The 778-nt window shown below is 67.9% G+C and carries 1 pseudogene; it reads left to right on the top strand.

The window, feature by feature from the left end:
• Positions 1 to 143: 143 nt before the first annotated feature.
• Positions 144 to 778 (top strand): annotated as a pseudogene (locus ACLBYD_RS30710) (glucose-6-phosphate isomerase); the annotation flags it as partial.

Raw genomic sequence — 778 nt, 5'->3', positions numbered from 1 at the left:
GGGTTGAATCATCTGGTGTTCCACGCGCCGGGTCATGATCAGAAGCGGTTCCTGGAACTGTTCGAGCGCGACCTCGCCCCCCGCCTGCGCGCACTGGCGTGACGAAAGACGTTGGCAGAAACATGGATACGGAAACACAGGATGTGACGACCACGGAGGCCTGGCAAGCCCTCGATGCCCATCGCGACGAGATCACCGCGGTGTCCCTGCGGGAGCTGTTCGCGATCGAACCGCAGCGCGCGCAGGCGTTGACCTCGCACGCCGGGGATCTGGTGGTCGATTTCAGCAAACAACGTCTCACCGGTCGCACTCTCGAACTGCTCCTCCAGCTGGCGGAGCAGACGGGTGTGGCCGCGGCTCGGGAGGCGATGCTCTCGGGTGCGCACATCAACGTCACCGAGGACCGGGCGGTGCTGCACACCGCCCTGCGCCTGCCCCGCGACGCGAACCTGATCGTCGACGGGGTCGATGTCGTCGCCGACGTCCACGCCGTGCTCGACCGGATGGGCCAGTTCACCGACCGCCTCCGCAGCGGCGACTGGCGCGGCGCCACCGGGCAGCCGATCGCCACGGTGGTCAACATCGGCATCGGCGGTTCGGATCTCGGGCCGGCGATGGTCACCCGCGCGTTGCGGCGTTTCCACGACGGGCCGGCGGCGCGGTTCGTCTCCAACGTCGACCCCGCGGATCTGACCGCGGCGCTGGCCGACCTGGACCCGGCCACCACCCTGTTCATCGTCGCGTCGAAGACGTTTTCCACCCTCGAAACCCTCTCCAA

This window comes from Rhodococcus sp. C26F (assembly GCF_053345925.1).
Note: the sequence above shows the minus strand (reverse complement) of the source record. Positions and strands in the feature narration are given on the sequence as shown.